The sequence below is a fragment of the Paenibacillus filicis genome, assembly GCF_038070315.1.
Lineage (GTDB): Bacteria > Bacillota > Bacilli > Paenibacillales > NBRC-103111 > Paenibacillus_G > Paenibacillus_G filicis.
In genome coordinates this window covers 244,073-269,375 of record NZ_JBBPCC010000002.1, presented here as the reverse complement: position 1 = coordinate 269,375, position 25,303 = coordinate 244,073, and the positions used below count along the sequence as shown (strand labels likewise).

The 25,303-nt window shown below is 54.2% G+C and carries 21 protein-coding genes, 1 pseudogene and 1 riboswitch; of the genes and pseudogenes, 17 read left to right on the top strand and 5 right to left on the bottom strand.

The genetic code is table 11. The features are described from left to right. Positions 1–92: 92 nt before the first annotated feature. Positions 93–1,721, bottom strand: coding sequence for a helix-turn-helix domain-containing protein (locus tag WMW72_RS04955; protein WP_341414311.1), 1,629 nt, complete (start codon positions 1,719–1,721; stop codon positions 93–95). Between the two features lie 149 nt (positions 1,722–1,870). Here WMW72_RS04955 and WMW72_RS04950 point away from each other — a divergent pair, with 149 nt between their 5' ends. Next, the gene (locus WMW72_RS04950; protein ID WP_341414310.1) at positions 1,871–2,149 is read left to right on the top strand and encodes a hypothetical protein; all 279 of its coding nucleotides are present in this window, start codon (positions 1,871–1,873) and stop codon (positions 2,147–2,149) included. A 206-nt stretch (positions 2,150–2,355) separates the two neighbouring features. Here the strand turns inward: WMW72_RS04950 and WMW72_RS04945 are convergent, their stop codons facing one another. From WMW72_RS04945 to WMW72_RS04935, 3 genes are read right to left on the bottom strand one after another with little or no spacing between them, the layout of a single operon-like run. Next, on the bottom strand, positions 2,356–3,291 hold the full coding sequence (locus WMW72_RS04945) for a ferrochelatase (protein ID WP_341414309.1): 936 nt from the start codon (positions 3,289–3,291) through the stop codon (positions 2,356–2,358). Between the two features lie 51 nt (positions 3,292–3,342). After that, positions 3,343–4,371 carry an ABC transporter substrate-binding protein gene (locus WMW72_RS04940; RefSeq protein WP_341414308.1) on the bottom strand — a complete coding sequence of 343 codons (1,029 nt, stop codon included), beginning with the start codon at positions 4,369–4,371 and terminating at the stop codon, positions 3,343–3,345. Between the two features lie 49 nt (positions 4,372–4,420). Beyond that, positions 4,421–5,515 carry a FecCD family ABC transporter permease gene (locus WMW72_RS04935; protein ID WP_341414307.1) on the bottom strand — a complete coding sequence of 365 codons (1,095 nt, stop codon included), beginning with the start codon at positions 5,513–5,515 and terminating at the stop codon, positions 4,421–4,423. Positions 5,516–5,974: 459 nt separating this feature from the next. On the opposite strand from WMW72_RS04935, the gene WMW72_RS04930 reads away from it, so the two are divergent. The 10 genes from WMW72_RS04930 to WMW72_RS04885 all read left to right on the top strand — a co-directional run bounded on the left by WMW72_RS04930 (position 5,975) and on the right by WMW72_RS04885 (position 17,261). Further along, on the top strand, positions 5,975–6,655 hold the full coding sequence (locus tag WMW72_RS04930) for a helix-turn-helix transcriptional regulator (protein ID WP_341414306.1): 681 nt from the start codon (positions 5,975–5,977) through the stop codon (positions 6,653–6,655). After that, the gene (locus WMW72_RS04925) at positions 6,624–7,361 is read left to right on the top strand and encodes a J domain-containing protein (RefSeq protein WP_341414305.1); all 738 of its coding nucleotides are present in this window, start codon (positions 6,624–6,626) and stop codon (positions 7,359–7,361) included. Before WMW72_RS04930 ends, WMW72_RS04925 begins: the two co-directional genes overlap by 32 nt. 207 nt (positions 7,362–7,568) lie before the next feature. Further along, positions 7,569–9,020 carry a PTS mannitol transporter subunit IIBC gene (locus WMW72_RS04920; RefSeq protein WP_341414304.1) on the top strand — a complete coding sequence of 484 codons (1,452 nt, stop codon included), beginning with the start codon at positions 7,569–7,571 and terminating at the stop codon, positions 9,018–9,020. A gap of 69 nt (positions 9,021–9,089) precedes the next feature. Beyond that, positions 9,090–11,165 carry a BglG family transcription antiterminator gene (locus tag WMW72_RS04915; RefSeq protein WP_341414303.1) on the top strand — a complete coding sequence of 692 codons (2,076 nt, stop codon included), beginning with the start codon at positions 9,090–9,092 and terminating at the stop codon, positions 11,163–11,165. Beyond that, positions 11,162–11,596, top strand: coding sequence for a PTS mannitol transporter subunit IIA (locus tag WMW72_RS04910; RefSeq protein WP_341414302.1), 435 nt, complete (start codon positions 11,162–11,164; stop codon positions 11,594–11,596). Before WMW72_RS04915 ends, WMW72_RS04910 begins: the two co-directional genes overlap by 4 nt. Continuing rightward, complete coding sequence (locus tag WMW72_RS04905; protein ID WP_341414301.1) at positions 11,593–12,753, top strand: mannitol-1-phosphate 5-dehydrogenase; 1,161 nt, start codon at positions 11,593–11,595, stop codon at positions 12,751–12,753. Before WMW72_RS04910 ends, WMW72_RS04905 begins: the two co-directional genes overlap by 4 nt. A 14-nt stretch (positions 12,754–12,767) precedes the next feature. Then, positions 12,768–14,513 carry a phosphoenolpyruvate--protein phosphotransferase gene (ptsP, locus tag WMW72_RS04900; protein ID WP_341414300.1) on the top strand — a complete coding sequence of 582 codons (1,746 nt, stop codon included), beginning with the start codon at positions 12,768–12,770 and terminating at the stop codon, positions 14,511–14,513. Beyond that, on the top strand, positions 14,494–14,754 hold the full coding sequence (locus WMW72_RS04895; RefSeq protein WP_341414299.1) for an HPr family phosphocarrier protein: 261 nt from the start codon (positions 14,494–14,496) through the stop codon (positions 14,752–14,754). The genes ptsP and WMW72_RS04895 overlap by 20 nt, the downstream gene beginning before the upstream one ends. Before the next feature lie 376 nt (positions 14,755–15,130). Beyond that, positions 15,131–16,588, top strand: coding sequence for a DHA2 family efflux MFS transporter permease subunit (locus WMW72_RS04890; RefSeq protein ID WP_341414298.1), 1,458 nt, complete (start codon positions 15,131–15,133; stop codon positions 16,586–16,588). A 127-nt stretch (positions 16,589–16,715) separates the two neighbouring features. Next, positions 16,716–17,261, top strand: a complete 546-nt coding sequence (locus tag WMW72_RS04885) for a MarR family transcriptional regulator (RefSeq protein ID WP_341414297.1) — start codon at positions 16,716–16,718, stop codon at positions 17,259–17,261. 83 nt (positions 17,262–17,344) lie between these two features. Here the strand turns inward: WMW72_RS04885 and WMW72_RS04880 are convergent. Continuing rightward, positions 17,345–18,670 (bottom strand): annotated as a pseudogene (locus WMW72_RS04880) (family 8 glycosyl hydrolase). Positions 18,671–19,066: 396 nt separating this feature from the next. Next, a riboswitch (M-box (ykoK) riboswitch) is annotated at positions 19,067–19,234 on the top strand. A gap of 226 nt (positions 19,235–19,460) precedes the next feature. Here WMW72_RS04880 and WMW72_RS04875 point away from each other — a divergent pair. The 6 genes from WMW72_RS04875 (at position 19,461) to WMW72_RS04850 (ending at position 25,215) form a co-directional block, all read left to right on the top strand. Continuing rightward, positions 19,461–20,165, top strand: a complete 705-nt coding sequence (locus tag WMW72_RS04875; RefSeq protein WP_341414296.1) for a response regulator transcription factor — start codon at positions 19,461–19,463, stop codon at positions 20,163–20,165. Positions 20,166–20,169: 4 nt separating this feature from the next. Continuing rightward, the gene (locus WMW72_RS04870) at positions 20,170–21,552 is read left to right on the top strand and encodes a sensor histidine kinase (RefSeq protein WP_341414295.1); all 1,383 of its coding nucleotides are present in this window, start codon (positions 20,170–20,172) and stop codon (positions 21,550–21,552) included. Positions 21,553–21,648: 96 nt separating this feature from the next. Then, entirely contained in the window at positions 21,649–22,209 is a 561-nt protein-coding gene (locus tag WMW72_RS04865) for a hypothetical protein (protein WP_341414294.1), read from the top strand. A gap of 5 nt (positions 22,210–22,214) precedes the next feature. Next, the gene (gene ftsW, locus WMW72_RS04860; RefSeq protein WP_341414293.1) at positions 22,215–23,369 is read left to right on the top strand and encodes a putative lipid II flippase FtsW; all 1,155 of its coding nucleotides are present in this window, start codon (positions 22,215–22,217) and stop codon (positions 23,367–23,369) included. 41 nt (positions 23,370–23,410) lie between these two features. Further along, on the top strand, positions 23,411–24,484 hold the full coding sequence (locus tag WMW72_RS04855) for an FtsW/RodA/SpoVE family cell cycle protein (RefSeq protein WP_341414292.1): 1,074 nt from the start codon (positions 23,411–23,413) through the stop codon (positions 24,482–24,484). Between the two features lie 29 nt (positions 24,485–24,513). Further along, positions 24,514–25,215, top strand: coding sequence for a phosphatase PAP2 family protein (locus tag WMW72_RS04850; RefSeq protein ID WP_341414291.1), 702 nt, complete (start codon positions 24,514–24,516; stop codon positions 25,213–25,215). Positions 25,216–25,303: the final 88 nt, after the last annotated feature.

Below are 25,303 nucleotides of genomic sequence, written 5' to 3'. Positions count from 1 at the left end.
ATTCTCGCAGTCAATGGGTTCCATTCTATCATTCCGCGGGGGCCTGGCCCAGAGAGGATTGTGCGGAATTTAGAAGGCGGATTGTGCGATGATCAGCAGTCCCCGGCGAAGAGCCTCCGGGCCTCCTCTAGAACCAGGTCATGGGCAAATGGAGAATACTCAAGCCAGGGCGCTTCTGGAATCAGCTTCACCCGGCCATTGCGTACGGCCTGAACAGCCATCCAGGCGTCCTCTTGCTGCAGCTTCTCCCAAGCCATCAGCGAGGCGGGGTCCTGATCGACAACGATCAGCACATAATCAGCGTCGAATCTGACAAGCTCGGCCCTCGGAAGAACGCGAAATACGGAGATACTATCCGTCTCGTAGGCCGGCCTGAGGCGCAGATCTTCGAACAAGACGGCCCCTCCGTTGCGCTTGCCGTAGACAAGTAATTCCCCGAGCATGATATGCATCAGCGCTACGGTCTGCTCTCCGATGCAGCGCCTTATAGCCGTCCCCGCTTCGTCTGCTCTACGATCGTATTCGGCGATCCAGTGTTCGACCTCCTTCTGCTTGCCGACAATCGCGGCGATTTGCCGGAAGTGCCCGCGCCAGCGATCGCCCATCCATGGAACTACGGCGATCGGGGCGATTTTTCGGAGCTGCTCATCGATCTCGCTCGTGAGCAGCTCGTCGCACACGATCATCTCCGGCTTTGCGCGGGCGAGGCTTTGAATGTTGCTTCGCCAGAGCTCGGCAGGCATCCGCTTGCGCCGCAGCATGTGAACCTGGATCAGATCATGGTAGTCGCTGCGGTGCTGCTCGCGTTCCCTGTGGACGGGAGCGGCATAAGGTACAATGCCTAGAGCCAGCAGATGAGCGGCATAGTGGTAGCTGACGGTGGCGACCTTCTCGGGCTTGCGGCTGGCGAATGCGGAGGGCGAGAGACCGACCGACTCTCTGAATTTGCGCCGGAAGTGAGAGTCGTCGCCGAACCCGACCTGAATCGCGACATCTCTCGGCCCTAGGCCTCTGCGGAGCAGCTCCTTGGCCCGTCTCAGCCGGATGTCGGCCAGATAGCGGTGAGGACTGAGTCCGGTCATCGACTTGAACAGATGGGAATAATGCCAGGGGCTCATGCCCGCGATCCCGGCCAGCTCGTCGCGGGACAGCGGTTCTCCGTAGCGGCTCTCCATCGCCTGTATCGTCCGCCGGATCGCGGACCAGGAGTCAGGGTCGCCTTGTTCCGGAACAATGTCCGTTAGCTGATACACCAGCTTATAGAAAAATAGCTGATCCCGGTGGCGGCGCTGCTCGGCCGGGAGCTTGCAGCTCTCCATTAGCGGCAGGGCCAGATGGTGTAATTCCCGGAACCATGCCTTCGGAATGTCCACGCCGCAATCGAATACATTGCCGGCCGCTTGGAAAATCCGCTCGCCTCCAGTCTGGCCTTGCTGCCGCAAGGCTTCGAACCTGAGCTGGTAACCTTCGAGGGGCTCATATTCATCGGCCTCCACGAGCATGCCGGGTGAAAGCAGCAAGCACTTGTCCGGTTCCATCGTATGGACTTGTCCGTCGGCAGTCAGCGAGCCGCGGCCGCCGGTCAGGAGAAGAAGAGTATACGTCTCTATAAACGCAGGGCGGGTCAACTCGTCAGTGCCATCGCCAAGCTCGCTGATGTCGAGAAATTGAAAAAGCGGAGTATCCTTATCGTCTCGATCTGTAGGAGGGGGGATGGGCATGGTTCATCACCTAACTTCAATATTGATAATCATTCTCATTTATTATAAAGGAAAGCCGATATGGCGGCAAATGGAAGAATAAGAATAAAGCCAATCCGAATGGTCAAACCTACGGGTGAAGTTGATGAAGAAAGGCAGGGGCTATTTCAATGAAGGATTTTCACAGTTTTATTGAAGAACTGCTCGGACGCAACAAGAAACTGTTTACAGAAGCTGACTTTAGCGATTGCCAGAAGGCGGCTGCCAATATGGACGAGCTTGTCCATAATCTCGAAGCGACGGAGGTCAAATTCCGCCGGAAGCTGACCGAGACGGCAGCCCAGGTCCCTCAGGACAAGGATAAGATCGTATACTTGCAGGGCGTCTGCGACGGGATGAACCTGGTTCTCGGTCCCTTGAAGAAGCATGGAGAGCCAAGCAATCATTAGAAGAATCACGTCCGGATTCGAAGTGATGTTCCACTATCATGTACATGGATGCCCAGGTTTTCAGCAAAGCCTCTTGCAGATAAAGCCTGGAGCAGGATGGACATGGGGCTGCCATAAAACATGCATTTGTACATACACACAGGTAACCCCGCTGCTTCTTCTCTGTATACGATACAGAGAAGAAGCAGCGGGGTGTTTGTTGTTGATTACATCGGGTAAACGGAATCCGTCTGCTCGATCCGCTCGCGGATCAGCGCGGTCAGCGCATCGATATAGTCGGCGGCGTCATTGAGAAACTCGGCAGCGACGAATTCAAGGCCGCAGGCTTCGGCCTTGAGCCGGCAGTTGATCTTGCCGTCGAAGACGGCCTCGACATTCTCTGTCAAGGAGAGCAGGTCGCATAGAATGACTGCCTTGCCGCCTTCCAGCGCGACCGTTTCGATCATCTGCAGCACGTCGGGACCGAGCCACTTCTGGGTTGCCGGACCCGCGCTCCGGTAAGCGAGCAGCCAGCGGCGGCAGTCCGCTTGGCCGGCGACAGCTTGGGCGAGCTCGAAGAAGGCTTGGATAAACTCCTTATTAGCCTCCGGGAGCCCAGGCTGGCTGTGCGCCGTGAAGATCACCGTAGCCTGATCGCGGCTTGCTGAGGAGAGCCACTGTACAGCGGTGCGCAGCCGGAGGGCAATGGCGTCCGAAATGCCCGGGAACCGATGCCAGTGATTGACTTCTACGACAGGAAGTGTCACGCCGTTCGCGGCTAGCGCCTTTCTCACGCGCTGATGATAGGCGGCGGTTCCGGTTCTCGAATACAGCGGGGAGGCAGGTAAGATAAACAGCCGGGTCGCACCGTCCACGATGATCTGTCTGATCGTGTCCTCGATGAAGGGAGGCGTATGCTTGGTCGCCTGATAGACGCGGATGTTATTCCCTGTCCAGGCATTCAGCCGTTTCTCCAGAGCGGCGGCTTGACGGCCGGTCACCGAGCCGAGCGGATCGGCTGTACCGATGGAGCGGAAGCGAATGACAGCCTCCTGCAAAATCTCCGGGAGAGGCGTCTGTCCGTGGAACAGATGCGTATAGAAGCCGGGTAAGTCATCAATCGAATTCAACGAGGCATAGGACAGCATGAGAACGGCTTTCATGGCAGTCGGTCAGCTCCTTTCGGTTCAGGTGTAGCTGGATATGAGTTCGGGTCAAAACTTGTCCGGATGCAGCCGTTTGGCGATTTCCTGCAGCGTATCAGCATTGTAGCGGTTGGGGTTCAGCAGCTTCCTGGCCGGCATGCGCAGCACGCGGTCATGCTGCACCGCCTGCAGAGTGGACCAGCCCGGTGTCTGCAGCATTTCCTCGATGTCGCCAAGCTTGCCTTCCTGCCACTCTACGAGCAAGAGGTAGTCGGGGTCGGCTTTGATGATCTGTTCCATGGTAGCCTTCGTGGTTCGCTTCAAGCCGAGGCTGTCTGCGGCATGATTGCCCCCTGCGAGACGAACTAGATCATAGGAGATGTTGGACGGGCCGATCAGATAAGGTCCGGTTCCCGGCCCGAGTGGAGAAATTACAAGTACGGTGGGCTTGACGGCCCCTTCGACGGCTTTCGTTACCTGATCCTGCTTCCGTCTCATTTCATCTGTGATCGACTTCGCTTTGTCATCCTCTCCCAGGGACTTGCCGATGACGCCGATATTGTTCATGACAGCATGCAGGGTGCTCCAGGATTCCAGCGAGATGATGGGGATGCCTGACTTAAGCAGAAGTTCATTGGCTTCCCTTTCCTTGTCGTGAAGCTTGGTCATCAATAGCAGATCCGCCTGGTAGGCCAGGATCTGTTCAGGATCGAGTGAAGTCGCACCGGCAATTTTGCCGGGTACCTGAGCGCCCTCTGCCGTCCTGTAGGCAAGCGAGGGGTCTCCGATGCTTTTCGGTACCACGGCCATCCGGCCGGGATCGACCAGCTCCAGTGCAGCCTCCGCTGCATCCAGCGAGAGTGCGGCGATCCGCTGCGGCTTGCTCGGGATCATGATCGCTTGGCCTTCCATGTCGATAGTGCGGGGAAAAAGCTCCGCTTGAGGAGAACTGCCGGACAAAGGTTGCAGCACCGTCGTCGCGGCATTGCCCGGATCTTTGGCAGTGCCGCATCCGGAGGCCAAGGCTGCGGAGAGCAGGAGCACGGTCCCGAGTGCGCAGGATGTTTTCATGATTCGTGCGGATGAAGACTTGGACATGAGGGATCACTCCTATACAGGTTAGTAAGTTAAGGTCTGGAAGTTGCATTCAGCGGTGCGACCGCAGAATCAGCCCGATAAATAACGGCGCGCCAACACAGGCGCAGACGACGCCGACCTGGAGCGTCACCGGCTGGAGCACCATGCGCGAGACGACGTCCGCCAGCACGAGGAAGAGGGCGCCTCCGAGTGCGCTGGCTGGCAGCAGAAACCGGTGATCCGGCCCCGCCAAGAGACGGATGAGGTGGGGAACGAGCAGGCCGACAAACCCGATGATGCCGCTGACGGCTACCGCTGATCCGGTCATCAGCGAAGCGAGTGCAAGCAGCGTATAGCGGGTCCTGCGGACATTTACGCCGCAGCTTGCCGCTTGATCGTCGCCCAGCATCAGCATGTTTAGATGCCGTCCGAAAGAGATCGTCAGCAGACAGGCAGCGATAATGGGAAGTCCAATCAACCGGACATGGTCCCAGGTGCGAGCCTCCAATCCTCCCTGCAGCCAGAACACGATGCTGCGCAGCTCCTGTTCGTTATTGGAGCTGGCTACCAGGACGCTGATCATCGCGGACAACAGGGCGTTGATTCCGATGCCGAGCAGGAGGAGGGTGGCTATGGAACGGCTGCGGCTGCTTCGCCAGACGGAGACAATCGTCAGCACGGCCAGAGCGGCGCCGATGAATGCCGATAGAGGCAATGCCCACCTGCTGAGTCCGGCCCAGCCGAAGAACAGAGCGCACACGGCGCCTGCGGCTGCGCCGCTGGACACGCCGATGTACCCTGGCTCCACTAGCGGATTACGGAACACCCCCTGCATAGCTGCTCCCGAGACGCCTAACGCCGCTCCAATCAAGGCCCCGACAAGCACGCGGGGGAAGCGGATCTGCCAGACGACCAGCAGTTCTCTATCCGATATGCTGCTGACGCTGCCGGTAAGCGCTGCGAGATGCAGCTTTTCCAGAAGAATAGCGGCCGTTCGTTCGAATGGGATCGGAACAGGTCCGACTGAGCTGGCGAAAACGATAGCAGCCAGCAGAGCTGCCAGTAATCCGATGATGCCGAGCAGGGAGCGATGCAGTACTGGTTTCCCTTTGGTTTCCTGGATAAGCTTACTTGCGCGATTGCTGGTACCGAGGGATGAATGCATACCGAATATCCTTTCTGCAGGCTAATGGTTTTGAGTTTAAATTTTACCTAAGGAAATAAACTTTATAATAAACAAAAATTTTTACCTTAGGCAAAAATATGGATTTGAAAGCTATTCTACATCAGCTTGCTGGTTCTAGGCAAGATGGATTTTTCAGAATTATTCCTTGTATCAATAGGACTACAAGACGTAAAGTTTACCTAAGGAAAAATATTTGGTTATATACAAAATTTATGCAATCAGGTACACTGGGGGTGCACAAACGCGAAAATGGAGAAGAGGGGGTTGGAACAAGCTGGATACTCGGAACTCATATCTTCCTGGTGGAAGGTTATCAATTGGGATGAAGTGAACCGCCGTTACAGCGAAGCGGTCCGTTAATGAAATACCGCGTAGCCTGCCAGAGGCGGAACACCGCCTCTGGCAGGCACACACTCGAACCGGAAGGGATGAAGAAGCATGAACATGCAGGCAAGCCTAATGCGCGAGTCCTCAACGAAGCGGGAGCTGTTGATTCTGCTTAAAACGAGTCAGCCTTTGACAGTCCAGGACATATCGGAGCGGCTGGGAATCTCCGGCATGGCCGTGCGGCGTCATCTTCATGACCTGCAGAAGGACAGGTACGTGGAGATCGCCTTCCAGCGGCGGAATGCCCGCAAGCCGGTCTTCGTATACCGCCTATCACAGCGTGCGGAGTTTTTTTTTCCGAACGGGTATGACGAGCTGGCGAAGGAGCTGCTGGATGGCATTCAGGATACGTTCGGCGATAAGCTGGTCAACAAGCTGCTGGACAGACGTAAGAGCAAGCTGTCTTCTATACACCGTCCCTTCATGACAGGACGCAGCTTGGACAGGCGGGTTGCCATGTTGGCCCAGCTTCAGGACCGGCAAGGCTACATGGTCAGGCTGGAGAGGCGGGCAGACGGCTCATATATGCTGGAGGAAGCCAATTGCCCCGTTGCGCTGATAGCATCCTTGTATCCGCAGGTATGCAGCTGCGAGCAGGCTTTGTTCGCGGAGCTGCTTGAGGCACATGTAGAGCGGACGGCCTGCATGGCCGAGGGCGGTGCAAAGTGCCGCTATCTGATCTCGGAAAGGAGCGGGGACTGTGAAGAAGAGCGGGAGGAAGCGACCCGATGAAGCACTTGATTTTATCGTGGTGGAAGATGAGTATCTCATCGGGATTGTGAAGGCGCTCACGAATCTGACTCCCGGCTGGTCCGTCAAGCTCAAGCAGGGAGGTTTGAAGCTTCACATGGCCGTTCAGCTTGGCAGCAGGCTGACCTCTGAGCAGCAGCTTCAATATATGGAGTTCCACTCCGATCACCCTATTCCCGAGATCTATATGGGAAAAATACTGTATGCCTTTGCAAGGGATATGCCGGAGTGGGCCATCCATTCCGTGCTGCGCATCTACAGGCTGGCCGCTGCGACAAAAGCTTCGATGATACGTTTTAACGATCTCATGGATGAATACGAGAAGCTCGTTCAACAATTCGAATACGCATATCTGGAGGCGGAGCTGCCCACGGACGACGAAGGGCTGGAACAGGCACTGGTCGACGTGGAAGCCCGTCTTCGGCATTTATATAACCAGGTGCCTGCCCGCGAGCAGATGGACTACAATCAGTCTTACAGCGACAGCTCATCGGCTTCGGGGCCGAAGAATCCGAGCCGGAGCGGGAGCTCGTTCCAGACACTTATCGGTGCGGAGGAGCATGCCTCGCCCGATGAAATCCGGAGGCAGAGCCGTCGCTTGCTTAAGAAGCTTCACCCGGACCGGGGAGGAAGCGCGTACCTGTTCCAGTGGGTCAAACAAGCCTATGATGCCTATCTGCACAAATGATGATCTCTTTAGAAGAACGCATAGATTTCTCGCCCCCTGCACAAGCTATGACCATCGGGGGATCGTGGACCTAAGATTTTGTCAACAGCCTTCATGACGAAAGCTGGTTTTCCTTTCATTGATCTTGTAAACGTTTTCCCTTTATTATAGATCCAGAACCCAGATAGATGATCAGCATTGTGAACATAATAGAGGAGGAAGGTATATATGAGTCAAGCGGGGCAAACGGTTCAGGCTTCCGAAGGCGGCGCCAAGGTCGGGATTCAACGTTTCGGGCGTTTCCTCAGCGGGATGGTTATGCCGAATATCGGTGCTTTTATCGCATGGGGGATTATTACGGCGCTCTTTATCCCCACAGGCTGGCTGCCCAATGAGAAGCTAGCCACCCTGGTCGGTCCCATGATTACTTACCTGCTGCCGCTTCTGATCGGATACACAGGCGGAAGCATGGTACACGGCACGCGGGGCGGCGTCATCGGGGCGGTCGGTACGATGGGGGTCGTCGTCGGATCGAACATTCCGATGTTCCTCGGCGCCATGATCATGGGGCCGCTGGCTGCATGGATCCTGAAGAAGTTCGACAAGTCGGTGGAAGGCAAGATCCGCTCCGGCTTCGAGATGCTGGTGAACAACTTCTCGTCCGGAATCATCGGGGGCGCTCTGGCTCTTGCAGCGTATAAAGCGGTCGGCCCGGCTGTCGAAGCCATTAGCAAGGGTTTGGCAGCCGGTGTAGAGTTTCTAGTGAATCATCATTTGATTTCCCTGGTCAATATTCTGATCGAGCCGGCCAAGGTTCTGTTCCTGAACAACGCAATTAACCACGGGGTTCTGGGGCCAATCGCTCTCGAGCAATCGTCCCACGTCGGCAAGTCGCTGCTGTTCCTGCTGGAATCCAACCCCGGACCGGGGCTCGGCATTCTGCTGGCTTACTGGATCTTCGGACGCGGCAGCGTCAAGCAATCCGCACCGGGGGCAGCCATTATTCATTTCGTGGGCGGGATTCATGAGATTTACTTCCCGTACATTCTGATGAACCCGCGCCTTATCCTGGCCGCTATCGGCGGTGGGGTAGTAGGCACCTTGACCTTCGCGGTTACAGGAGCGGGACTTGTGGCGAGCCCTTCGCCAGGTAGTATCGTGGCATTGATGCTGATGACGCCACGGGGCGAAGCATTGCCCGTGCTGCTTGGTGTCATCACGGCAACGGCTGCATCCTTCGTGCTCGGTTCGATCCTGCTTAAGACGAGCAAGCAGACGGAGGAAGCCGATCTGGGCGCCGCTTCTGCGAAGATGCAGCAGATGAAAGCCGAAGCCAAAGGCACGGTTGCACCTGCGGCTTCCGGGGTAAGTGTAGTTAAAGCCAAATCAGAAGTGAACAAGATCGTGTTCGCTTGTGATGCCGGCATGGGCTCGAGCGCGATGGGTGCGTCGATTCTCCGCAAGAAAATCAACAAAGCGCAAATCCCGGTGACGGTTACGAATACGGCTATCAGCGATATTCCTGCAGATGCCGATATTATTATCACACACAGAACCTTAACCGATCGGGCCAAGATCAAGGCACCGGACGCCGAACACATCTCGATCGAGGACTTCCTCAAGGCAGGGGAATACGATGTGCTCGTGAAGCGTCTCGGGGATTCAGAAACGAATAGCTAAGTTTCGGGACGCAGCGCTGACGGATCGACGTCGGCGTTTGCGTCCATTTCACGGAAGGGGAACACGGTTATGATCGTCTCCAATCGACAGCGCCGCATCTTGGAAGCCCTGCTCAAACGGCAAGGGGAAATAACCGCAGGGGAGATTGCGGAGGAGCAGCAGATCAGCACGAGAACCGTTCACCGTGAAATGCAAGAGCTCGAGCCGCTGCTCGCGGAAAACCGATTGTCGCTTATCCGTAAGTCGGGCATCGGCATCTCGATTCAAGGTCATGAGGAGGATGTGGCCCGGTTCAGGAGCCTGCTTAGCGGCTCTATCAGCGTTACCTTTTCAGCGGGGGAGCGAAAAGCCATGATCCTGTGCCGGCTGCTGACGGAGGCTGAGCCGGTCAAGCTGTATGCGCTGGCTCACGCGCTGAATGCGGCAATCCCGACGGTCACCCGCGATCTGGATGAACTGGAGCCTCTATTGCGCAAGCAAGAGCTGGAGTTAATCCGCCGGCGGGGATATGGGGTGGAGCTTGCAGGCGATGAGCCTGCCAAGCGAAGCCTGATCGCGAGCATGGCCCAGCATTATCTGGATGAATCCGATCTGTTCGGAGCATTATCCGAGTCTTCATCTTCGGGCCCGGTAACTCGGGAATTACTCCGGCTTGTAGGGAAAGATCATGTTCTGGCCATCGAGCAGCTGCTGTGGCAGATGGAGGAGGACTGGCCGAACCGGCTGTCCGAGACCCTCTATACCCGGCTGCTGCTACAGTTGTCGGTGGCCGTTACGCGGATGCGAGAGCAGCATTGGGTCCATTCGCCTCCAGAGGAGGACGCAGAGGCTGAGGCTTCCGCGTATTCCCCTAAGCTGCGGCGCTTCGCGGAGACATTCGGCTTAGACTGGCCGGAAGCAGAGAAGGCTTACGCCCAGCGGTTGCTGGACGATGCCAAGGCTGAGGCATTCGCGGATTCCGCCACGCTTCTGGATAAGTACGGCGTGACCCTCGCGGAAGAAGCCGTCAGCCTAATCCGGGGGGTCGGGGAGCGAATGGACATTCCCTTCCACAAGGACAGATCATTACTTGACGGGCTAATCCGGCATTTGGGTCCTGCGCTGGAGCGGCTGCGCTCCGGTGAGCTTCCGCGCAATCCGCTGCTGCCGCAGCTTAAGAAGGATTACGCCCCATTGTTCGCGGCGGTTCGCGTAGCGGTAGACGAGGCTGGATTGGATATGGACGTACCGGACGAAGAGATCGGGTATCTGGTCATGCATTTTGGAGCGTCTGTAGAGCGCTGGAAGCTGTTCCCGAGAAGCCTCCGCGCACTGCTGGTGTGTACGAGCGGCATCGGCTCCTCGAAGCTGCTCGCGGTGCGTATCAATAAGGAAATTCCGCAGATCGAGCTGATTGGTCATTACTCGTGGTATGAGGCGGCAAGAATTCCGCAGGACCGGTACGATCTGATCATTTCCACGGTCGATCTGCCGGTAGAGCCGGAGCGCTATATCAAGCTGAGCCCTCTGCTTACCCGCGAAGAGACGGAGAAACTGCGCGCCTATATTACGAAAATCTCGGCGTCCAGCCACGCGCCTCCCTCTGTAGCGCTGGGCCAGTCCGGGCCGCTGGAGCGGCTCAAGCGGGTGAGTGCCTATACCTCAGCAATTGTTCAGGTGCTGGACCCGTTCGAGGTGCATACCCTCGATCTGGGGAACAGGAGCCGTCATCTGCGTGCTGTCCTGACAGCCATCTTGGATCAGGTTTCATCAAAGGGAAACGTGCAGAATAGCGAGCCTGTGCTGGAGCAGCTTATCCAGCGGGAAATGCAAGGCAGTCAGTTGATCGCAGATACGAAGCTGGCGTTGTTTCACACCCGGAGCGAATGGGTCGAGAAGCCGTTCCTGTCGCTATTCCGGCTGACTCGGCCTCTGCTGCTCGGGGAAGAAGGCACCTCCGAGGTCCGGCAGATTCTGCTGATGCTGGCTCCGCGAAGTCTGGCCCGGCCCGGGCTGGAGGTACTGAGCGAGATCAGCGCGCTGCTGCTGCTTCCTGAGATGATCCGGCTGATGGAACAGGCGGATGCGGAAGCGATCAAGGCTTTTATTTCACAGGAGCTGGAAGACTTCATCAAAACTAAAGAGAATGGGGAGAACCCGATATGAGTATTTTGTCCAAGGAAAAAGTAAGATTGAACGTCAAAGTGAATGACCGCTACGAAGCGATTCGTCTGGCCGGCCAACTGCTGGTGGATGCCGGGCATGTGCCTGCCGCGTATGTCGACAAGATGGTCGAGCGGGAGGGTGTTTCCTCCACCTATATCGGCGGAGGGCTCGCGATGCCGCACGGAACCAATGACTCCAAGGCTCTGATCCAATCGACGGGCATGTCCGTGCTGATCGTGCCGGAAGGCGTTGACTTCGGCGAGGAGAAGGCATATCTGGTCATCGGTCTGGCCGCAGTGGGCGAGGAGCATCTGGAGGTGCTCTCCAGCGTGGCGGTGATGGTCGCGGATGAAGACGATATGCAGCGCATCCTGCAAGCATCCTCCGAGGAAGAGCTGATCGCTCTGTTCGAAGAGGGGATGAACGCATGAAGGCCGTTCATTTCGGTGCAGGGAATATCGGGCTAGGGTTTATCGGCCTCTTGCTGTCAGGCTCTGGCTACGAGGTTCAATTCGTCGATGTCAATGAGGAGCGGGTAGCCCTGCTCAATGAACGAGGGAGCTATAAGGTTACGCTGGCCAATGAACAGGCGGACACTACGATCGTCCACGGCGTATCAGCCATCAACGGAAAGGACACGGACCGGGTCGCTCAGGCCATCGCCGAAGCGGATCTGGTTACGACGGCCGTTGGTCTTACCATTCTGCCTTACATCGCGGAGAACATCGCCCGCGGCATCGAGCGCCGCATTCAATCTGGCACGGGACCGGTCGCCGTGATCGCTTGTGAGAATGCGATAGGCGGCAGTACGGAGCTGAAAAAGCATGTGTACAGCCATTTGTCTGCGGGGCTTCAAGAGCAAGCCGCGGCGGTGGCTGTTTTCCCTGACGCGGCGGTAGACCGGATCGTGCCGCTGCAGCAGCATGAGGATAAGCTTCAGGTGACTGTGGAGCCGTTCTACGAATGGGTAGTCGACCGTTCGGCTCTGCCGGAAGGCTATCCGCTCATCGAAGGCGTGCATTACGTGGATCAGCTAGGTCCGTATATCGAGCGCAAGCTGTTTACGGTGAACACGGGTCACTGCTGTGCCGCTTATCACGGCTATCTGAAGGGGTACGCGACGATCCAGCAAACCATGCTCGATGAAGAGATCGTAGAGTCGATCCGGGGCGTTCTGAAGGAAACGGGTGCCGTGCTGACCCGGCTGTACGGCTTCGATGAGGCGGAGCATGCTCGTTACATCGAGAAGATTATCGGGCGCTTCCGCAACCCGTATCTAACCGATGAGGTCGAGCGTGTGGGCCGTTCACCGATCCGCAAGCTGTCGCCGAACGACCGGCTGGTCAGGCCGGCGCTGCAGGCGTATGAGCTGGGCCTGGGCACATCACAACTGACACGGGCCATGGCGGCGGCGCTGCGATTCGACCCGGCGGGAGATACGGAAGCGGCCGAGCTGCAAGCGAAGCTGCAAACGGATGGCATCAGCCAAACGATTACCCACTATACGGGAATTGCCGCAGGCCATCCGCTGCATGATGCCATCATCGCCGCATTTGAATCGACAGGGTCCAAGCAGCAGGAATTGTAAGGAGGGGAAGCATCATGACACAACAACTACAAGGCATTGCCGCATCGCCAGGACTTGCGATTGCTCAGGCGGTTGTATTGAAAACGGAAACCTATGTGCCGGTCCGGAGCTCGGTGGAGCAGCCGGAAGAGGAAGTTCGGCGGTTTCAACAAGCGGTCGGGCAGGCGCAGGCGGAGATTGAGCGCATCCGGGCAGCGACGGAGGAGAAGCTCGGCGCGGAGAAGGCGGCGATCTTCGAGGGGCATCTACTGATCCTGGAAGACCCGGACCTGATCGACACGGTCACCGAGCAGATTCGGCAAGAAGGCGTCCAAGCGGAATACGCGCTGCATGAAGTGTCCCAGACCTTCATCGAAGCGCTCAGCCAGCTGGATGATGAGATGCTGCGAGAGCGTGCGGCTGACGTGCGGGATGTCAGCGGGCGCGTCCTGAATCTATTGCGCGGCGTGCAGGGCGGGGACTTATCCCAGCTAACGGAGGCTTGTATTATTATAGCGGAGGATCTGTCGCCGTCCGATACGGCACAGCTAAACCTGGATGCGGTGAAGGGCTTCGTGACGGAGATCGGCAGCCGTACCTCGCATTCGGCGATTATGGCGCGTTCTCTGGATATTCCGGCCATTGTCGGCGTCGGCAGCCGAATCGGCGATATTTGGTCCGGAGTCACGGTAATTATGGATGCCTCCGAAGGCATCCTGCTGGTCGATCCGAGTCAGGAGGAGCTGGCGCTGTATCAGGAGAAGAAGGCGGAGTATGATAAGCGCAAGGCGGAGCTGCGTCAGTGGGTAAGCCGTCCGACGCTCTCGTCCGATGGACATCGGGTTGAGCTCGCGGCGAATATCGGCAAGCTGGAGGATGTCCAGAAGGCACTCGATAACGGTGCGGAAGCGATCGGTTTGTTCCGCACGGAGTTCCTGTATATGGGCCGCAGCGAGCTGCCGACGGAAGACGAGCAGTTCGCAAGCTACAAATACGTACTTGAGAAAATGGAAGGCAAGCCTGTCGTCATCCGGACGCTGGATATCGGCGGAGACAAAGAGCTGCCTTATCTCGATCTCCCGAAGGAGAGCAATCCGTTCCTCGGCCAGCGGGCACTTCGTCTTTGTCTGGAGCGGCCGGATGTATTCCGTACCCAATTGCGCGCGCTGCTGCGGGCCAGCGCTTACGGCAATCTGAAGATTATGTTCCCGATGGTCGCGGTCGTCGAGGAGCTGGAAGAAGCGAAGCGAATGCTCGAGGATGAGAAGCGGCAGCTTGTGGCTTCAGGTGCGCCGGTAGCTGACACCATCGAGGTAGGCATGATGATCGAGGTGCCTTCGGCTGCGATTGCGGCAGATATCTTTGCCAGGGAAGTCGATTTCTTCAGTATCGGTACGAACGATCTGATTCAATATACGATGGCGGCAGACCGGATGAACGAGACGGTGTCTTACCTGTACCAGCCCAGCCATCCGTCGATTCTGCGCTTGATTCGCCATGTGATCGATTCAGCGCGCGAGCAGGGCAAGTGGGTCGGCGTCTGCGGAGAGATGGCGGGCGACCTGACGGCCATCCCGCTGTTGCTCGGCCTGGGCCTGCATGAGTTTAGCATGAGCGCAGGCTCCATCCTGCCAGCGCGCGAGCGGATCGCCGCTCTGTCCCATGCGGAGTGGAAGACCGGAGCGCAGCAGGCATTGAAGCTGCGCAGTCATCAGGACGTGCAAGCCTTCGTTCAGGACCAATTGAAAGGGGAACCTCATCATGATCATTCAATCGTTTAAAATTATGAACCCTACCGGGCTCCATGTGCGCCCGATCAAAGCCTTCGTACAGGCGGCTAGCCAATTCCCATGCAAAATCAATGTGAGCAGCAAGGGGAAGAAGGTAAACGGCAAAAGCTCCCTGAGCATGCTGACACTCGGCGTGGCCTTCCAGGACGAAGTGACGCTGGAGATCGACGGCGAGCAGGAGCAGGAAGCGATGAAGGCGCTGGGCGAGCTGTTGGTTGAGATTCACGATTAGAAGCTGGACCTGCTGAGCGGGGAGGGCGACAGGCGGTGCGGATTTCTCATGATGAGGAGTCCGCACCGTCTTTTTTATTCCATAACGAGGATGCGAACTCGGGACATTGGAGGGTTCATGGATGCGCGGAAAGCGCAGCTTCACAGACTCATGATGCCGAAAATAAATTTGAACGCGTTTCGCTGCTTCGATTCGCAGGACAGAGGTCATCCCTATAAGGATTGACAATGATAACACTTATCAATTATCATGATTATTGTTTAGTAGTAAACAATAATCATAGAGAAAGGGATGCATTATCGTTAATTATTTTAAATATTTTGTTTACTAGTTAACAAAAATGGTAACAGGAAAGGTTGATTGGCTTATGACAAACATGCCAGCTCAGACGGTAAGGTTTGTTCCGATTATTGTGGCGATATTTCTCGGAACCTTCCTTTCTCTGCTTAATACCAACACGATCAATATCGCACTCCCTGTTCTGCAGAAAGAGTTCGGGACCGGTCTTGATATCGTACAATGGACCTTAACCGGCTTCTTATTGGCACTCGGTACTGCCGCTCCAGTTACGGGCTATTTAGGTGAACGTTTCAGCTATAAGCACTTGTATGTGGCTTCATTGCTTGGAGTAACATTATCTTCTGTGTTATGTGCACTATCGTGGAACGCCCCGATGCTCATTACGTTCCGAATTGTACAAGGAGCATTCTGCGGTTTCATGGTACCTGTAGCTATGGCTATGATCTTCCAGATCATTCCGTCCAAGCAGCAGCCGATTGCGATGAGCGTTTGGATTGCGGCTTCCACGCTAGCACCGGCGATTGGCCCGACTTATGCAGGCTGGCTGCTTCAGCACGGGTCTTGGCAATGGCTGTTTTGGGCCAACCTTCCCTTGGGCCTATTGTCCATGATCTTCGCGATGATCTATATTCCTTATTACAGAATGACAATCCCGAAGAAGTTCGACATATGGGGACTGCTGACCGTAATCGTCGCGAGCTCGGCCTTGCTTATGGGGTTGTCCCAGGGACATGCGTGGGGCTGGTTGTCTTCCCGGACACTTCTCTTCCTCGGGTCCGGCCTTCTGTCACTGGGGCTTTTCGTCTGGCGGGAGCTTTCGACCGATTCGCCGCTGCTGAATCTGAGGGTGCTGCTGAATCTAAGGTTCACGTTAACGGCCATTCTACTTAGTATCGTGATGGTCAGCTTTTATTCGGGTACGCTGCTGATTCCCATTTTTCTGCAAAGCGTGCAGCAGCTTTCTCCGTTAGATACCGGCATCATTCTGCTTCCGTCTTCCGCGGCGATGGCCTTGCTTACCTTGTTCGTCGGGAGGCTCTACAAGAAAACAGGGCCTATGCCTTTGATGGTGACAGGAACTATTCTGCTCGCGGGTGGCAGCCTTCCTCTCAGTTGGCTGGGCGTCCACAGTTCTGCAGGTTATACGCTGGTATGGATGATCGTTCGTTACCTGGGACTGGCGCTGATCATGATGCCCGCCGCTACGGCAGGCATGGAACAGATTTCCCGGGAGCTTACTGGCCACGCTTCCTCGCTCCAGAACTGGATGCGCAATGTCGTTGGTTCGTTCGGTATTGCGATCTTTACCTCGCTGCTAGCTGCAAGATCAGCCAGCCACACGGCGGAATTGACCTTGCAGAATACGACTGATCCGCTGCTTATACCGCCGTTGTCACTGACGATGAGTATTAACGATTTGAATTTCATTGCAACTTGGATCTCGTTACTAGCGATTCCGGTAGCCTTCGCCATTCGTCCCAGCAAGGATTCCATCCGTGAGGAAACGAAGGAAAGGTCAAGTAAGGCAAGTTAAGGTCTACTCGTTGACTTCCATCGTTACTTTCGACTATTATGTTTACAAGTAAACAATATATCGAGCCTTCCTATTATATAAGGAACTTAGTGCATGGGAAGTGGGGGAACGGGTGGAATACAAATCCTTGAACAAGCAGATGCTGTATGATCATTACATCAGGTATTTGCATATCCAAGAGCGGTTATCCGAATCGGAAATCAAGCTTTTCTTTAGTCTGATTGAAGAAGCGAAGATGGAGGATAGTCCCCAGAGCATCACGGCGGTCCATGTGGTGGAATGCATCGGCAAGTATCATCCGATTAACAGCACATCCATTGCGGAGAAAATGGGGCTCTCCAAAGCAAGTATAACGAAGATCGGCAATAAACTGCTTCTAGACGGTTATGTCAAACGAACTCAACTGACCGAGAATAAGAAGGAAGTCTACTTCCGTCTAACCCCAAAGGGCAAGAAAATTTTCGAATTGCATGAAAAGCTGCATGAGCTGGAGGAACAACGGTTTTACCGATTCCTGGATAAGTATTCAGACGAAGAAATAACGGTCATTCGGCGATTTTTGCAAGATTACAGCCTTGATATGGAATCGCGATTATCCAGAGGAATAACGTTAGAAGATCGCGGGTATACAGACGAAGATCTCGGAAATTCCTTAGAAGAAGAGAAGTCGTAGGTATTATGAAGGCATGAACGGAGTGGATAGGAGAGGAGATAAGCCCAAGGAAGGATTCCAATGGGCTTATTCCTGCATTTCATTTATTTACTCTGACTAGTCGTCACCTCTTCAACTGGCTGCTGTTCAGGCTGAACAGCTCCGGCTTCGGGCAGCACAAGATTTGCGGGAGCTTCCGACTCAGCTGCCGACGGGTTACCGTTGAAGGTTGGCTTCCACCAGTTCCCGGACAGATAGAGCATGTTCAACAGGTTGTAGGAGTCGCTGAAGTAGGATTCCTTCTTGTTCTTCATCCAGTCCCAGCCGGAGTTCACCCAGGCTTGGTGGGAGCTGTTCGTGGTAGCGGCGGAGATGAACGGGGAGACGAACACCGCTGTGGCATAGCTGCCGATCGCCGTACCGTTCAATTTGTAGCCGTCCTTGATGCTTCCGGGGCTCCCGTTGGTCTTGCCTTTAATCCATACGGCCATTTTGTTGGCGATATCCCGGCCCCGGGTATCGCCATACATCGCGTAGTCCATGACGATTCTCAGCGGAACGCGGCTGGCATTGTAGAAATATTCGTTGGTTTCCGGGAATTCATCCAGGTAATTGGGCGGAGCGGGCTTCGGCGGATTGGCTACGACGAAGTCGGAAATCAACCCGGTGCTGGACGAGTAGGAAGCGGAGAATTGGCTATACACGTTGTACAGGTTGTTGATGACATTCAGCCAGGTCTGATCTCCCGTTACCTCGTGGAACGCCCGGAGATGAGACAGCATCCAGTCGGAAGGACGCGTATTCAAGGCGCTTTTGGCATCCCAATCGCCCAAGTTCAGACGGTTGTTGGTGGTGACATTGCTCGCTTTGATGCCTTGCGTGATCATTTTCTTGGCTTCCTGCAGATAATTGATCGTCCCGGAGGAGCCCCATTGCCGGTCGGCTAGAATCAAGGAGTAGGCGATATCTAGATCGCCATCCGTGGCGGAAGAAAAGTGGCCTTGAGCGCTTGCGCTATCGGCTACGACCCAGCCCATCAGGTTGGAATTGCTGGAGCTCGTGAAGGCGCGAGCTGTCTTGAAGAGGCCGTCGTAGATCGTCTTAGCGTTGGCGTCATAGCCTGCCATCAGGACGGTGATGACCATGCCGTAGCCTTGGCCTTCGGAGGTACCCAGCGGAGCGTAGCCGTCGGCGTCGCCTGTAATTTCGCCTTTGACATAATAACCGCCTGGCAGGGAGGACAGGTTGTTTTTCAGATACTTGGATTTCCAATAGTCCTAATAGCTGGACACTGAGTTGTTCAGGGACGCCTGGCTGACATGATTGGGCTTGATGATGCCGGGATAGGTGACTTGCTGGGGAAAAGGTTTTTGCTCGCCGGCGGCATGCGCCTTGGCAGACCAGGAAGCAGGCGCTGCTGAGGTAACCAGCAGAGCTACGGTGAGAAACAGGAACGTAAGCGGTTTCGATTTCGGCTTGCTGATCGTGAACATGGACATGATCATTCCTCCTCTAAGATAGGTTGGAACCAACAAAGCGGGTAGTCGTTCAGCCCTCCCTTCCATGCAGCTGCATAGCCAGAAAGTTAAAACGCTTAAACTTTAACCATAAGTATAAGCGCTTTAACTTTCGAAGCGATGTCTTAGCTCAATCTATCACAATTTCCTTGGATTTGTATAGATAAAATTCATGATTTTGTATAATATTTTTTATCCCATAAGGAGGTTATGTTGATACCTTTCCTTTCTATTGTCAAGCAGCAATTTCTGCTGGCGAGGAAAGATTGACAAAGGAGAATTCGGTCACTTATGATGGGGATAATTCAATACGAACCTCGTTAGGTGAGGCTCCTGTATGGAGAAATGCTGCTGCCCAGAAACGTCGACAGACGCCAATGGGTCAACAGAAACCATCGACATAAGGTGGTTTTTAACGTAGCTGGACGTAAGCTCCTATGCCATACAGTGCTAAAACTCAACGATTGGAGGTCACTTGATAGATGTGATTTCGCGTGCGCCCTCTTATGTTGTTGAGGGTGCTTTTTGATATGCAGTTCGCTGCTGCAAGGCCGGAGCGGTTACTTTCGGCTTGAGGGAGAGAGTATTAAAGCGAAGAGAGACGAGCCCGGGTGAACAAGCTAACGGGATTGCAGACAGATTTGATGGGAGCAAGCGCCCCACAGTTACTTATCCGGTCAAGACAGCTAAGGGGGGACATCGTGTGGAAACTACATACCGCAATCAGGTGCTTATCGTGGAGGATGACGACCATATCAGACGGTTTGTCGCTATTAATCTGGAACGGAACGGCTTCAAGGTGACCGAAGCTGCTCTGGGCGAGACGGCCTTGACCAGCATCGCGGCCCATCGTCCGGATGTCGTCGTGCTGGACATTATGCTTCCCGATATGGATGGGACCGAGCTGTGCAGAAAGCTAAGGGAAACGGACCTGCATATCGTGATTATTTTTCTGACGGCACGCGGGCAGGATTTGGACAAAATCAAGGGACTGGAGCTTGGAGCCGACGATTACATGGTCAAGCCGTTCAATCCGCTGGAGCTCGTCGCCAGAATCAGGACCGTGCTGCGCCGGACCGGGCATGCGATGGAACCGCCCAAAACCATCCTTCAATCCGGTTCGATCCGGCTGGATTTGGATGCCAAGCAGGTATCTAAGCACGATGGCTTGATCGACCTGACTCCCAAAGAGTACCAGATGGTTAAAGTGTTCCTGGAAAACCCGGATAAAGCTCTGTCCAGGCATCAGCTGTTGAACCTCGTATGGGGCGAGGATTTTGTAGGTGAGGTCAAGACGGTCGATGTCCATGTCCGGAGGCTAAGGGAAAAGCTGGAGGATGACTGCTCCAAGCCGCAGATGATCGAGACGGTATGGGGACTGGGCTACCGCTGGAGAAGGGAAGGCTGATGGATTGAGCATCCAAAAAAGGCTGGTGGGCAGCTATCTCGTTGTCATTATAGTGACGGTACTGATCCTTGAAGTATTCCTTACGGTTTTTGTAAGGGCTTATTTTTATCACAATATAGAGCGGACTCTGATGAATCAGGCGGGGATATCCGCTTCTTTTTTTCAGCAATATTTTGCCGGAGAAGATTTGGAGAAGATATCGGGGCGATTACTGAGCGGTTTTGCCCACAATATCACGGCTCAGGTTCAGATTATCGACGCAGAGGGAAAGCTGCTGCAGGACTCCAACGGACTGCAGGCCGGAGAGTTCATGAGCGATTATCCGGATGTCCAAGAGGCACGCCGAGGAACTGCAGGAACATGGAGGGGACGGGAGCCATCGACGAATGAACCGGTACTCGCGGTCGCTTATCCGCTGCAAGCCGGGAATATCACAGTGGGAGTTGTCCGATTCGTCACTTCCTTAACGGAAACGATGGAGATTATCAGGCATATCTTGATGATTTTCATGGCGATAGGTCTTATGGTACTAGGCATTGTCGCTTTACTCAGCGTCTTCTTGTCAAGAACCATTACAGGGTCGATTAAGGAGCTCAAGTCCGCGGCCGAACAAATGGCTGAAGGAGATTTCTCGGCTAGAGCCAACAAACGCTATCAGGATGAGCTGGGCAAGCTGGCGGACACGCTGAATACGATGGCGGCGAAGATCCAGCGGAACGAACAGCTCAAAAACGAATTTACTTCCGCGATCTCCCACGAGCTGCGGACGCCATTAACGTCGATTAAAGGCTGGGTCGTTACCTTGAAAGCGGACCCGGGAGAAGGAGAGTTTTTGCTGAGGGACGGACTTGATATTATCGAGACCGAAGCCGACCGGTTAACACGTCTCGTGGATGAATTGCTTGACTTCTCCAAGCTGGATAATGGCCAGATACGGTTAGAATGCGCTCCACTTAATCTGTCCGTGTTGCTGCAGCATGTGGGCAAGCAGCTGGCTCCTCGAGCAGCCCGGCAGGGAGTATCGCTTGACGTGCAGATCGATAATAGGTTCCCGGCCATTCATGCGGACAGCAACCGGCTGAAGCAGGTGCTCATCAATCTGCTGGACAATTCGCTTAAATTCACGGGTCCTGGCGGAAGCATCACGGTGATTGCTCGGCAGACGGAGAGAGAGGTTGTGATTTCCATTCAGGATACGGGATCGGGAATCGGGGAGCAGGATCTGGCCCATGTCTTCCAAAGGTTTTATAAGGGCGACGGACATGCGGCTGGAAGCGGGCTGGGGCTGTCCATATCCCGGCAAATCATCGATCTGCATCAAGGGAAGCTGCTTATCCATAGCCAGCTTGGAGAGGGGACCCAGGTTGAAATCTATCTTCCCAAGTAACTATGAAGGAAATTTTAACTTTTTCATAACCTTTTACCGTGATGGAGCATGTACAATAAAGCTGAGAACGGCGGCGGGCAGGGGGAAGACGTTGGCATGTTAACGAGGATGTTGGTTACCGGAATCACCGCTTCGGCGCTGCTGTGGCTGAGCGGATGTGGAATGCCTGCGTCTCCGATGGATTCGATTAAACCTCCGGTGTATGAAGGGGCGAGCCGGGATGATAAGTTCCATGCTGCGCTGCATGCCTTACTGCCTCAAGGCGCCCGGATTCTGGTCTCAGATCGGGAAGCAGGAGGCCAGGGTATTCTCTACGAAGATGTCGATGGAGACGGTTCAGATGAGGCACTCATTGTGTATGAACAGAGCGCGCTGAAGGACAAGGAGCTCAAGGCAGCCTTACTGAAGCAGAGGAACGAAGACTGGCGGATCGTCTGGGATACCAAGGGCTTCGGGTATGGCTTGGATTACGCAGGATTTAGCGATGTGAATGAAGACGGCATTCCTGAGATTGTTCTGGGCTGGTCGCTTGGCGAAGCGGGAAACGGCATGGATATCTATGAGTGGAAGAATAACACCTTGCAGCTATGGGCGACAAAAGAGTATAGCGACAGTTTGAGCTTGGATAACCTTCTTACAAGCTATAAGTTCAAATAAAAGAGGTGTTTGGCGAGTTGGAAAGTCAAGGAAGGGGCCGGCCGGATTTTCTGCTCTTATTTTTAACTTTTATGCTGGTCGGCATTGGCTTGGTTATGGTATTTAGCGCCAGCTCGCCGAAGGCTTACTTCTATCATGCAAGCTCTTGGTATTACATCAGCAAGCAGGCCTTATTTGCGATAGTTGGACTAGGTTTCATGTTATTTTTCATGGGTATTCCTTTTCAAACCTGGAGAAGGGCAGCGCCCTTTCTTCTTTTTTTTTCATTATTTCTTCTAATTTTTGTTCTAATTGGAGGAAAAAGTGTAAACGGAGCCAAGCGATGGTTTGTCGTAGCGGGTCTCACCTTTCAACCGTCTGAGTTTACCAAGCTATCGATCATTGTGTACTTATCCGCATTGATCAGCAAAAAAGGGGAGCATATCCAAGTATTCAAGAAAGGATTGCTTCCCATTCTGATTGTGATAGGCCTCATTCTGCTGCTGGTGATGGGTCAGCCTGATTTTGGAACGGTTCTCATCCTGGTGATGATTTCGGCTGTGATCACCGTCATCGGCGGCGTACAAGTGCGGCATATCTTCATGGTGAGTCTGGGACTGATCCCCCTGCTCATCTATCTGGCGGTCAGTCAAAGCTACCGGTTTAAGCGAATTACATCCTTCCTGCATCCACTCGATCAACCCTCCGATTCGGGCTATCAGCTCACCCAGTCGTTGTATGCTTTCGGGCATGGAGGGGTTACCGGCGCGGGACTTGGACAAAGCATCCAGAAGCTTTTTTACTTACCGGAAGCCCATACGGATTTTATTTTCGCCGTGATCGGAGAGGAATTGGGGTTTGTCGGTACATCCTTGCTTTGTTTGATATTCCTTCTGTTCTTTTGGCGCGGGTTTAGGGCGGCTATGCTAAGTGATGAGCTTTTCGGGGTATTGCTCGGCATGGGCATCGTCACGATGATCTTTATTCAATTTCTATTGAACCTGGGGGCTGTAAGCGGAACCCTGCCGATTACCGGAGTACCGCTTCCCTTTATCAGCTACGGCGGCTCCTCTTTGATCCTGTGTATGGCCTGCACGGGCATCTTATTGAGTATTTCACGGGATAACAACAGAAGGCGTCAGGAACAAACGAAGGTTTCGGCGATTGAGGTTGTGCGATGATTTTTATCAGCAAGCTAAAGAAAATGGATAGAGCTACCTTCGTGATTTTGATTGTTCTCATCATCATTGGTACGGTGGCCGTATACGGAGCAACGTCAGGCACTAAATTGAACGGCTTGCATACCAGTAACTGGATTCAATTCGTTGTGTTTCTGATCCCCATGCTAGTTATCGCGATGCTGGATTATCGAGTATTTACAGGAAAGCTGTCCTTTCTCTTCTATATGATTGGCATTGCTATGCTTGTTCTGGTTCAGCTGATCGGAAGCCATATTAATGGAGCGGTCCGCTGGTTGAATTTCGGTTCCTTTCAAGTACAGCCATCGGAACTCGTCAAGGTATTTACGATTTTATTAGCCGCTCATCTGCTGCATAAGCGAGCCGGTGAGAAGCTTCGGCTCTTTCAGGACATCGTTCCGCTATGCGTTGTTTTTTTGATTCCAACCGTCCTCATTATGAAGCAGCCGGATTTGGGCACATCGCTGGTTTTTGTCGGGATTTTTCTCAGCATGCTGTGGATAGGGAATATGCGAACGCTGTATATGCTGTTGTGCCTTGGTCTCGTCGGACTTGCTGTCGGGGCTATATTATGGCTATATTATGCAGATTATGAGTTGCTCTCGCAAATTGTTAAGCCTCATCAGATGGCGAGAATACAGACATTTCTAGATCCCACCCATGATCCCGACAAGTCGTGGCATGTCCAGAATGCGATCCGAGCGATAGGCTCAGGAGGCATGGGGGGCGACAATCAGTTTTATTTGCAGAATGGGTATATCCCTTATGCGTATTCCGATTCGATCTACGTCGTGATTGGCGAGAAATATGGATTTCTGGGCTCCTCCGTGCTGCTGATTTGTTATTTTATACTGATCTACCGCTTGGTCATCGTAGCGATGAACAGCAGGGAGCTGATCGGCTCTTATGTGGTGATCGGAATTACGGGCATGCTGGTCTTTCAGATTTTCATTAATATCGGAATGCATATTGGACTTGTGCCCTTAACGGGAATTTCATTGCCGTTCATCAGCTATGGGGGCAGCTCGCTGCTGACCAATATGATTGCGATTGGGCTGGTTATGAGTGTGAGCATCCATCATGATTCATCCATCTAATAACTAGGAAAGAAAGAGGAACTGTCACTTTGGAACAAACACGATTCAATTACAACGGCATGCTTTTCGGATTTATTTTATTTATAGGCTTTGGCGCTTTGGCCCTGGCTCTTATCCTTCATCCTTCGAACCCGTTTGATGTGCAAATAGCCGCCTTCGTGCAAGGCTTCGAGCATCCAAGTGTAACCAAAGTCATGGAGCTCTTTACATTCATAGGCTCGGCCAAGGGGACCTTGCTTACGGCTGCACTGATTATGGTGATTCTGTTCGTGGGGCTTCGGCACCGCATGGAATTGATGTTCATGATGTGCGTCATAGGCGGATCTGCGGTTTTGAACCAGCTGTTAAAAATGGTATTTCACCGCGAGCGGCCCTTCGTTCACCGGTTGATCGAAGAGACGGGCTACAGTTTTCCAAGCGGTCATGCGATGGGAGCCCTGGCCTTGTATGGGGCACTGGCATTCGTGCTGTGGCGCCACACATCGACACGTCTGGGTCGCGGTCTGCTGCTGGCAGCGTGCTGCGCGATGATTTTCCTGATTGGATTGAGCCGAGTCTACCTGGGTGTGCATTATCCCAGCGATATTATAGGTGCGTTACTGGCAAGCGGCTTCTGGCTGGCCCTGATGATAGGAGCCTTCCAACGGACATGGAGCCGTTCAAAGAGCCGGAGCCGAAGCCGGACCGCGCCGGCTGTGGAGAACCATGCGGGCCACCAGTTGAGCAAGTAACGCTGAAGGAAAACATATATTGCGATAAGTCTGCCTTTACGGCTTTGGTTGCCTATGTCTGCTTATCCGGGTACGAAATGTTCCCCCA

Coding starts and splice junctions, on each gene's coding strand:
- WMW72_RS04955 (WP_341414311.1), bottom strand. CDS start 1,721: ATGCCCATCCCCCCTCCTACAGATCGAGACGATAAGGATACTCCGCTT.
- WMW72_RS04950 (WP_341414310.1), top strand. CDS start 1,871: ATGAAGGATTTTCACAGTTTTATTGAAGAACTGCTCGGACGCAACAAG.
- WMW72_RS04945 (WP_341414309.1), bottom strand. CDS start 3,291: ATGAAAGCCGTTCTCATGCTGTCCTATGCCTCGTTGAATTCGATTGAT.
- WMW72_RS04940 (WP_341414308.1), bottom strand. CDS start 4,371: ATGTCCAAGTCTTCATCCGCACGAATCATGAAAACATCCTGCGCACTC.
- WMW72_RS04935 (WP_341414307.1), bottom strand. CDS start 5,515: ATGCATTCATCCCTCGGTACCAGCAATCGCGCAAGTAAGCTTATCCAG.
- WMW72_RS04930 (WP_341414306.1), top strand. CDS start 5,975: ATGAACATGCAGGCAAGCCTAATGCGCGAGTCCTCAACGAAGCGGGAG.
- WMW72_RS04920 (WP_341414304.1), top strand. CDS start 7,569: ATGAGTCAAGCGGGGCAAACGGTTCAGGCTTCCGAAGGCGGCGCCAAG.
- WMW72_RS04915 (WP_341414303.1), top strand. CDS start 9,090: ATGATCGTCTCCAATCGACAGCGCCGCATCTTGGAAGCCCTGCTCAAA.
- WMW72_RS04910 (WP_341414302.1), top strand. CDS start 11,162: ATGAGTATTTTGTCCAAGGAAAAAGTAAGATTGAACGTCAAAGTGAAT.
- WMW72_RS04905 (WP_341414301.1), top strand. CDS start 11,593: ATGAAGGCCGTTCATTTCGGTGCAGGGAATATCGGGCTAGGGTTTATC.
- ptsP (WP_341414300.1), top strand. CDS start 12,768: ATGACACAACAACTACAAGGCATTGCCGCATCGCCAGGACTTGCGATT.
- WMW72_RS04895 (WP_341414299.1), top strand. CDS start 14,494: ATGATCATTCAATCGTTTAAAATTATGAACCCTACCGGGCTCCATGTG.
- WMW72_RS04890 (WP_341414298.1), top strand. CDS start 15,131: ATGCCAGCTCAGACGGTAAGGTTTGTTCCGATTATTGTGGCGATATTT.
- WMW72_RS04865 (WP_341414294.1), top strand. CDS start 21,649: ATGTTAACGAGGATGTTGGTTACCGGAATCACCGCTTCGGCGCTGCTG.